Origin of the sequence: Agrobacterium sp. ST15.13.015 (assembly GCF_027871645.1) — a bacterium.
In the GTDB taxonomy this organism is placed as follows: Bacteria; Pseudomonadota; Alphaproteobacteria; order Rhizobiales; family Rhizobiaceae; genus Agrobacterium; species Agrobacterium leguminum.
Genome location: NZ_JAQAHF010000010.1, coordinates 211,640 through 218,544, shown reverse-complemented (window position 1 = coordinate 218,544; position 6,905 = coordinate 211,640). Strand labels below are relative to the sequence as shown.

Sequence of the window (6,905 nt, the reverse complement as noted above, 5' to 3'; positions counted from 1 at the left end):
ATTGGCGCAGGCTGACCAGAAGACCGTGCCAAGCCCACTCGCCTTCGCCAGGCTGGTACGCGCAAACCTCATGCACCGGCGACGCACCGATCGGCTTCTCGACCCGCCACCGGACAAACCCAGAAACCAAAACCAGATGGCCTTCCAATGGCCACAAATTTAAACCGGACAGCAGTGGGCCTGTCCCGAGCATCTGCAACGTCTCGATTTATGAGACGTGATTAGATCATTGGGACAAGCCCAAGGATGACGTTAAGTGTGAAAGCAGACTTGTCATAACATTAAGGGCGCGGAACAGAATTCCGCGCCCTTTCATTTGTCTATCGCCCCTCAGCGGGTCGGCTTGTTATGCGCCTGAAACAGCACGCCCTTTTCGCCGATCAGCACGAAGATGAGGCCGACGATGGAGACGGCGAAGAAGCCCGCCACCATGGGCAGCGCCGTGCCGTCGAAAGACTGGCCGATGGCCGCGCCGATCAGCGAGCCGCCGACGGTCCCCATGAAGCCCATGACGGACGATGCGGTGCCGGCGACGTGGCCGAGCGGTTCCATCGCCAGCGAGTTGAAGTTCGAGCCGATCCAGCCGAACTGGAACATGGCGAGCGCAAAGAACACGATGAAGATGGCAAAGGGCATCGGTTCCGGCCCCAGCACCTGCACCAGCAGCCAGACGAAGGTGATGGCGATGAAGCCGAGCAGCGAGCCGTGCGACAGCTTGCGCATGCCGAACCGGCCGACCAGCCTTGCATTGACGAAGGACGAGAAGGCCATGAACAGCGCCACGCCCGCAAAGGCCGCCGCAAACCATGCGCCGAGCCCGTAAATGCCCTTATAGACCTGTTCGACCGAGTTGATGAAGCCGAACAGCGCCCCGAAGATGAAGGTGCTGGAGAGCGTATAACAGAGCGCGATACGGTTGGTGAGCACGATCTTGAAACCGCCGAGGATGGAGCTTGCGGTCAGGGGGCGGATATCGTCCGGATGCAGGGTTTCCGGCAGGCGAAAATACATCCAGGCCGTCACCACGGCGGCAATGGCCGCCATGAAAGCGAAGATCAGGTGCCAGTCACCGAAAAACAGCACGATCTGGCCGGTGCCGGGCGCAATGACCGGCACGACCATGAAGACCATCATGATCAGCGACATGACTTCCGCCATCTGCCGTCCGCCATAGATATCACGCACGATGGAGACCGTGATGACACGCGTGGCCGCCGAACCGATGCCCTGAATGAAACGCAGCATCAGAAGCCCGGAGAAGGACGGTACGAAGACCACGGCTATGGCTGAAACGATGTAGATGGCGAGCCCGACGAACATCGGCTTGCGGCGTCCGAAACGGTCCGAAATCGGTCCGTACAGAAGCTGGGCGATGCCGAAGCCGAGAAGATAGGCGGAAATCACATATTGGCGGTGGTTTTCGTTTTCGACGCCGAGCGAGGCGCCGATTTCCTGAAGACCGGGCAGCATGATGTCGATGGCAAGCGCGTTCAGCGCCATCAGCATCGCGGCAAGCGCGATGAATTCCGTGCGCCCCATCGAGCCTGCGCGCGAAGCGGTGGATTGTGAAAGATTTGTCACAGGATTGCCCCAAAAAGAACGGCAAAGGCGTTGCATGAAGCAACGCCTGGCATAAATTTCTGACAATCAGGGTGGGCCGGATGAACCGGCCGAAATCAGGCCGCGCCGCGGACGCTGATACCCTGTTCTTGGAAGTGGTTTTGAAGTTCGCCGGACTGGAACATCTCTCTTACGATGTCACAGCCGCCGACGAATTCGCCCTTGACGTAGAGCTGCGGGATGGTCGGCCAGTTGGAGTAGTCCTTGATGCCCTGACGGATATCTGCATCGGCAAGCACGTTGATGCCCTTGTAGTCGACGCCGAGATAATCGAGGATCTGTACCACCTGGCCGGAAAAACCGCACTGCGGAAATTGCGGAGTGCCCTTCATGAAAAGAACGATGTCGTTGCTCTTCACTTCGCTGTCGATCATGTCGTGAATGCCGCTCATAGGCTTATTCCTTTCACATGCGGTTCAAGGCCGCTGCTTTCTGTTAGCCTCTAAATAACATGTCGCGGCGCGATTTCCACCCGGAAAGCGTAAAAAACTGCGGGTGTGGCATCGCTGATTGCAGCTCGAAGCTCGGGCTACCAGCGTGTCGTTCTCTTCGGGTAAGAAAAGTCGAGAACGATTTTTCCTATCCGCTCCCACCGTCTGAAGACTGATTGTATCAATACACCTGTTTCGCCTTCCGAAATATGGAATTCGCGAGCGTTGTCGAACGTTATGGCGCGCATGCCGCCCGGCAGCGAGCAATCGTCCTCACAGTCAATCTCCATTTCGCTATAGAAACTGTTCACTTCAATATCGAGAATTAATTTTGGACTTTTCTGGTCCACCAGGCGGCAGGTGTTGCCAGTTCTGCAGAAGGCTGTACCGGATATCCGATCAGCACCATCAAGCTCCACGACGAAGCCGATCTTGATCTCTTTGCTGCTCTTAACCTCTGCGGCACCTTGTAACGGCCCCGAAATCGCCAGTAGTAAAACGGCGGGAAGCAGGGGGAGGCGATACATCATCGATATCGTTGTCTGCTGCGGGCGGCGGCGGTGCGCCTTTTGCTCACCTGCTTCTTGGCCGGCTTGGGTTTGATGGCGGCGTTGATCGCGGCTTCCAGAACCGAGCCGACGATGCCGCCGGCAAGCGAGCCGGTGCTTTTCGTCCGGCGCGCGCGGCGAGTCTTGCGGATGCCGGTCTTGGTGAGGATTTCAGACAGCGCGCCCTTGACGACGCCGTTGAGTACTTGATCGACGATGCCAGACAAATTTCCCTCACCGATAAATAAATCACATTTCCGTCGCGATTTTTACTATACGTGCATCGCCCGCTGTATCAAGCGATCCTTTCGGGTGTCTCTAGCGCGGTTTTGCTTTTCTCCGAAACGCAAAAGCGCACTATCTCTTTGTTTTTACGCATTGTCTTAACGTAAAAGCGATTGCGCTTTTACTGGAAATGCTCCGGCCGAAGGTTCATGCATGCCAGCCGTCAAGTCACGACTTGTTCTTTATTTCCCCGGTTTCGATCCGCTCGATGCGGCCGCCCATCATCTGCGTTACCAGCGGGCGGCGGCGCTCTCCGGCAAGACATGGGATGTCGATTATGCCGTGGGGCCGCTGGAGAATGCGCCCGGGCGCGAAACATTCACGGTTGAGGCCTCGGCGGGCGACTGGCGGACGCGCTCCGACATTTTTGTTTACGACCATAATGCGGTGATATCGCAATTGCGCGATGAGCCCGTCTGGCGGCAGATCTGGCTCGGTTTCAAGGCCGGAGCCGGCATCATCGCCGAAGGCGGCGCGGCGCGTTACTTCCGCCACGCCTGGCGTTTTGGCCTGTTCTTCATCTTTCCGTTCCTGCTGATGCTTGTCGGCGGTGCGCTTGCGGCGGCTATTGCCCTGTTGCCCTTAATTTTCGCCTTACCTCTCTGGCTCTTGGCGATCAGCTTTCCCGTCGCCGCCCTGTTTTTCGTGAAGGCTTTCCTGCCGTTTGCAGAGCGGTTTCACACCCTGCATCTTTATGCGGACTGGCGGTTCGCGCTCGCAGTCGGCCGCGATGAGCCGATTGCCCGCGACTGGATCGAGGAGAGGGCGGCACTTGTTCTGACGGCGATGGAGCAGCCCTCGGACGAGGTTCTGGTGGTTTCCCACAGCATGGGTGCCAGCCTTGCGCTTGCCGTGATCGGCCGCGTGCTGGAGCTGAAGCCGAATGCGCTGGATGGCCGGAAACTGTCCTTTGCGACCTTGGGCGGGGCGGCGCTGCAATGTGCGTTCCTGTCGAGCGCCGACCGGCTTCGCCAAAGCGTCGGCACGATTGCTCGTCACCCAGAGGTGACATGGTTCGATATCCAGTGCCTGACCGATCCTATTCATCTCTACCGATGCAATACCGTGGCCCTGACCGGTCACAGGGATGCGCCGCAGCCGAAGATCGTGCCGATCCGTTTCAAGCATTCGCTCTCGCCGGACCGTTATAAGAAGAACAAGCGCAACTTCCTGCGCATGCATCGGCAATATGTTCTGGGGCCGGACCGCAGATCCGGTTACGATTTTACCCTGCTGACGGCAGGACCTTTGCCTGCCGCCTCCTTCGCCGCTCTGGATTCGCAGACGCCACCCGTTTTGTAAGCGGCGACGACCCATTCGGCCGGACATGAAAAAGGCCCGCGTGAGAGTATCACGCGGGCCTTGATTTATTCCGCAGGTTTCACGCTCTGCCGCAGGCGGGACAGAGACGGTCTGTTGCCGGAACCGCTTTCACGGGCGTTATCATTCGGGAGCCGAGGTCTGCAGGGCAAGAGCATGCAGAACGCCGCCCATATTGCCCTTCAGCGCGTCATAGACCATTTGGTGCTGCTGCACGCGGGTCTTGCCCTTGAATGCTTCCGCAACGACTTCCGCCGCGTAATGATCGCCATCACCGGCCAGATCGCGGATCGTGACCTTTGCCCCGGGAATTCCCGCCTTAATCATGTCTTCAATGTCGCCGGGTTTCATGGGCATGGTGTTTCTCCTTAATTCATTCTGCGGCGAGCAAAGTTTCGCCGTCCATGAATTGAGGGAACCACGATTCATAGGCCAAGTGCAATTCTTTAATCTCGACAGCCCGCGCCGTGCCCAGCTTTACGGTGGAACCGCCGGTAACGCCGATGACCGGGCAGGAAACGCCCGCCGCCTTCGCCGCTGTCTGCACCTCGTCGAGATCGGCCTTTTTGACCGTCAGAACGTAACGGCCCTGATCTTCGCCGTAGAAGGTGAGGACCGGGTTGTGGCCTTCGACCGCGTCGATGGTCGCGCCGATGCCCGACGAAATCGCCATTTCGGCAACCGCGAGCGCCAGACCGCCCGAGGAGCAATCGTGAACGGCGGTGGCAAGGCCGTCGGTGATGAGGCTGCGGACGAAATCGCCGTTCTTCTTTTCGGCGGCGAGATCGACATGCGGCGCCGGGCCATCGGTTCGGCCATGAATGTCACGCATGTAAACCGACTGGGCGATGTGTGTGCCGAGGCCAACAGGTGCGCCGACGAGCAGCACCACTTCGTCAGCGGCTGCGAAACGGATGCGCGCCATGCGGCCCCAGTCCTTCAGCAGGCCGACGCCGCCGATGGTGGGCGTGGGCAGGATCGCCTGACCGTTGGTCTCGTTATAGAGCGAGACGTTGCCGGAAACGATCGGGAACTCCAGCACACGGCAGGCTTCGCCGATGCCCTTGATGGCATGGACCAGCTGGCTCATGATCTCGGGCTTTTCCGGATTGCCGAAATTGAGGTTGTCGGTGGCCGCAAGCGGCAAAGCGCCGGTTGCGGTGATGTTGCGCCAGCATTCGGCCACGGCCTGCTTGCCGCCTTCGAAGGGATCGGCCTCGACATAACGCGGTGTGACGTCGGAGGAGAAGGCGAGCGCCTTCTTGTCATGGCCTTCGACACGAACCACGCCGGCATCGCCGCCCGGCAGCTGCAGCGAATTGCCCTGGATCAGCGTGTCATACTGCTCGTAAACCCAGCGGCGCGAGGAATTGTTGGCGGAACCGACCAGCGATATCAGCGCATCGGCGATATCGGCGGCGGGGACGTCGTTTTCCGAAAGCGGCGCAGGCACCTTGGCAGGCGTCCAAGGGCGGTCATATTCCGGGGCCTGATCGCCCAGTTCCTTGATCGGCAGGTTGGCGACTTCCTCGCCATTGTGCAGCACGCGGAAGCGCAGGTCGTCGGTGGTCTTGCCGACGATGGCGAAGTCCAGACCCCACTTGACGAAGATCGCCTTGGCGACTTCTTCCTTGGAAGGCTCGAGAACCATGAGCATGCGCTCCTGGCTTTCCGACAGCATCATTTCATAAGCCGTCATGCGCTCTTCGCGCACCGGTACGGCGTTCAAGTCGAGTTCGATGCCGAGGTCGCCCTTGGCGCCCATTTCGACGGCGGAGCAGGTGAGGCCGGCGGCACCCATGTCCTGAATTGCGATGACGGCGCCGGTTTTCATCAGCTCGAGGCAGGCTTCCAGCAGGCACTTTTCGGTGAAGGGGTCGCCAACCTGAACGGTCGGGCGCTTTTCTTCGATGGATTCGTCGAATTCGGCAGATGCCATGGTTGCGCCGCCGACGCCATCACGGCCGGTCTTTGCACCGAGATAAACGACCGGCAGGCCGACGCCCTTGGCTTCCGAAAGGAAGATTGCATTGGACTTGGCGAGACCGGCTGCAAAGGCGTTGACGAGGATGTTGCCGTTATAACGCGGATCGAATTCCACTTCGCCGCCGACGGTCGGCACGCCGAAGGAATTGCCGTAACCGCCGACACCGGCGACGACGCCGGCCACGAGGTGGCGGGTCTTCGGGTGGTCAGGCGCGCCGAAGCGGAGCGCGTTCATGGCGGCGATCGGGCGGGCGCCCATGGTGAAGACGTCGCGCAGGATGCCGCCGACGCCGGTTGCCGCGCCCTGATAGGGCTCGATATAGGACGGGTGGTTGTGGCTCTCCATCTTGAAGACGACGCAGTCGCCATCGTCGATATCGACCACGCCGGCGTTCTCGCCGGGGCCCTGAATGACGCGCGGACCCTTGGTCGGCAGCGTCTTCAGCCACTTCTTGGAGGACTTGTAGGAGCAGTGCTCGTTCCACATGGCCGAGAAGATGCCAAGCTCGGTAAAGCTCGGCTCCCGTCCGATCAGGTCGAGGATACGCTGGTATTCGTCGGGCTTCAGCCCGTGGGATGCAACGAGTTCCGGGGTGATCTTGATGGAGTTTGAGATAGACATAGGTCTCACGCGGTTCGAGCCGAGGAAAGTTTCCGGTTCTTTAGCGCAAGAGGCTCGATGGTGCGACAGGAAAATGCGCGGTTTTACCCGCAA

Annotated in this window: 7 protein-coding genes and 1 pseudogene; 2 read left to right on the top strand and 6 right to left on the bottom strand. The window is 59.6% G+C overall.

Annotated features, from left to right (window positions below; all coding sequences use genetic code 11):
• Positions 1–163 (top strand): annotated as a pseudogene (locus PIB16_RS17360) (IS4 family transposase); the annotation flags it as partial.
• A 167-nt stretch (positions 164–330) separates the two neighbouring features.
• Here PIB16_RS17360 and PIB16_RS17355 read toward each other — a convergent pair.
• From PIB16_RS17355 to PIB16_RS17340, 4 genes are all read right to left on the bottom strand, one after another.
• Entirely contained in the window at positions 331–1,539 is a 1,209-nt protein-coding gene (locus PIB16_RS17355; RefSeq protein WP_065655211.1) for a multidrug effflux MFS transporter, read from the bottom strand.
• Between the two features lie 137 nt (positions 1,540–1,676).
• The gene (gene grxD, locus PIB16_RS17350) at positions 1,677–2,012 is read right to left on the bottom strand and encodes a Grx4 family monothiol glutaredoxin (protein WP_003520429.1); all 336 of its coding nucleotides are present in this window, start codon (positions 2,010–2,012) and stop codon (positions 1,677–1,679) included.
• A 137-nt stretch (positions 2,013–2,149) separates the two neighbouring features.
• Positions 2,150–2,581, bottom strand: a complete 432-nt coding sequence (locus PIB16_RS17345; protein ID WP_078052776.1) for a hypothetical protein — start codon at positions 2,579–2,581, stop codon at positions 2,150–2,152.
• Positions 2,578–2,826 carry a hypothetical protein gene (locus PIB16_RS17340; protein ID WP_078052777.1) on the bottom strand — a complete coding sequence of 83 codons (249 nt, stop codon included), beginning with the start codon at positions 2,824–2,826 and terminating at the stop codon, positions 2,578–2,580. The genes PIB16_RS17345 and PIB16_RS17340 overlap by 4 nt, the downstream gene beginning before the upstream one ends.
• 211 nt (positions 2,827–3,037) lie before the next feature.
• Between PIB16_RS17340 and PIB16_RS17335 the strand changes: the two genes are divergently transcribed.
• Positions 3,038–4,186, top strand: coding sequence for a hypothetical protein (locus tag PIB16_RS17335; RefSeq protein WP_271046031.1), 1,149 nt, complete (start codon positions 3,038–3,040; stop codon positions 4,184–4,186).
• A gap of 141 nt (positions 4,187–4,327) precedes the next feature.
• On the opposite strand, the gene PIB16_RS17330 is transcribed toward PIB16_RS17335, so the two are convergent.
• Both PIB16_RS17330 and purL read right to left on the bottom strand, forming a co-directional pair.
• A complete protein-coding gene (locus tag PIB16_RS17330) occupies positions 4,328–4,561 on the bottom strand; it encodes a BolA/IbaG family iron-sulfur metabolism protein (protein ID WP_003507909.1) in 234 nt (77 codons plus the stop codon).
• A gap of 16 nt (positions 4,562–4,577) precedes the next feature.
• Entirely contained in the window at positions 4,578–6,812 is a 2,235-nt protein-coding gene (purL, locus tag PIB16_RS17325; protein WP_271046030.1) for a phosphoribosylformylglycinamidine synthase subunit PurL, read from the bottom strand.
• Positions 6,813–6,905 lie beyond the last annotated feature (93 nt).

What these genes read in the sequence shown, in the direction of transcription:
- grxD (WP_003520429.1), bottom strand. Translation starts at nt 2,012, where the DNA reads ATGAGCGGCATTCACGACATGATCGACAGCGAAGTGAAGAGCAACGAC.
- PIB16_RS17355 (WP_065655211.1), bottom strand. Translation starts at nt 1,539, where the DNA reads ATGGGGCGCACGGAATTCATCGCGCTTGCCGCGATGCTGATGGCGCTG.
- PIB16_RS17330 (WP_003507909.1), bottom strand. Translation starts at nt 4,561, where the DNA reads ATGCCCATGAAACCCGGCGACATTGAAGACATGATTAAGGCGGGAATT.
- PIB16_RS17345 (WP_078052776.1), bottom strand. Translation starts at nt 2,581, where the DNA reads ATGATGTATCGCCTCCCCCTGCTTCCCGCCGTTTTACTACTGGCGATT.
- purL (WP_271046030.1), bottom strand. Translation starts at nt 6,812, where the DNA reads ATGTCTATCTCAAACTCCATCAAGATCACCCCGGAACTCGTTGCATCC.
- PIB16_RS17335 (WP_271046031.1), top strand. Translation starts at nt 3,038, where the DNA reads ATGCCAGCCGTCAAGTCACGACTTGTTCTTTATTTCCCCGGTTTCGAT.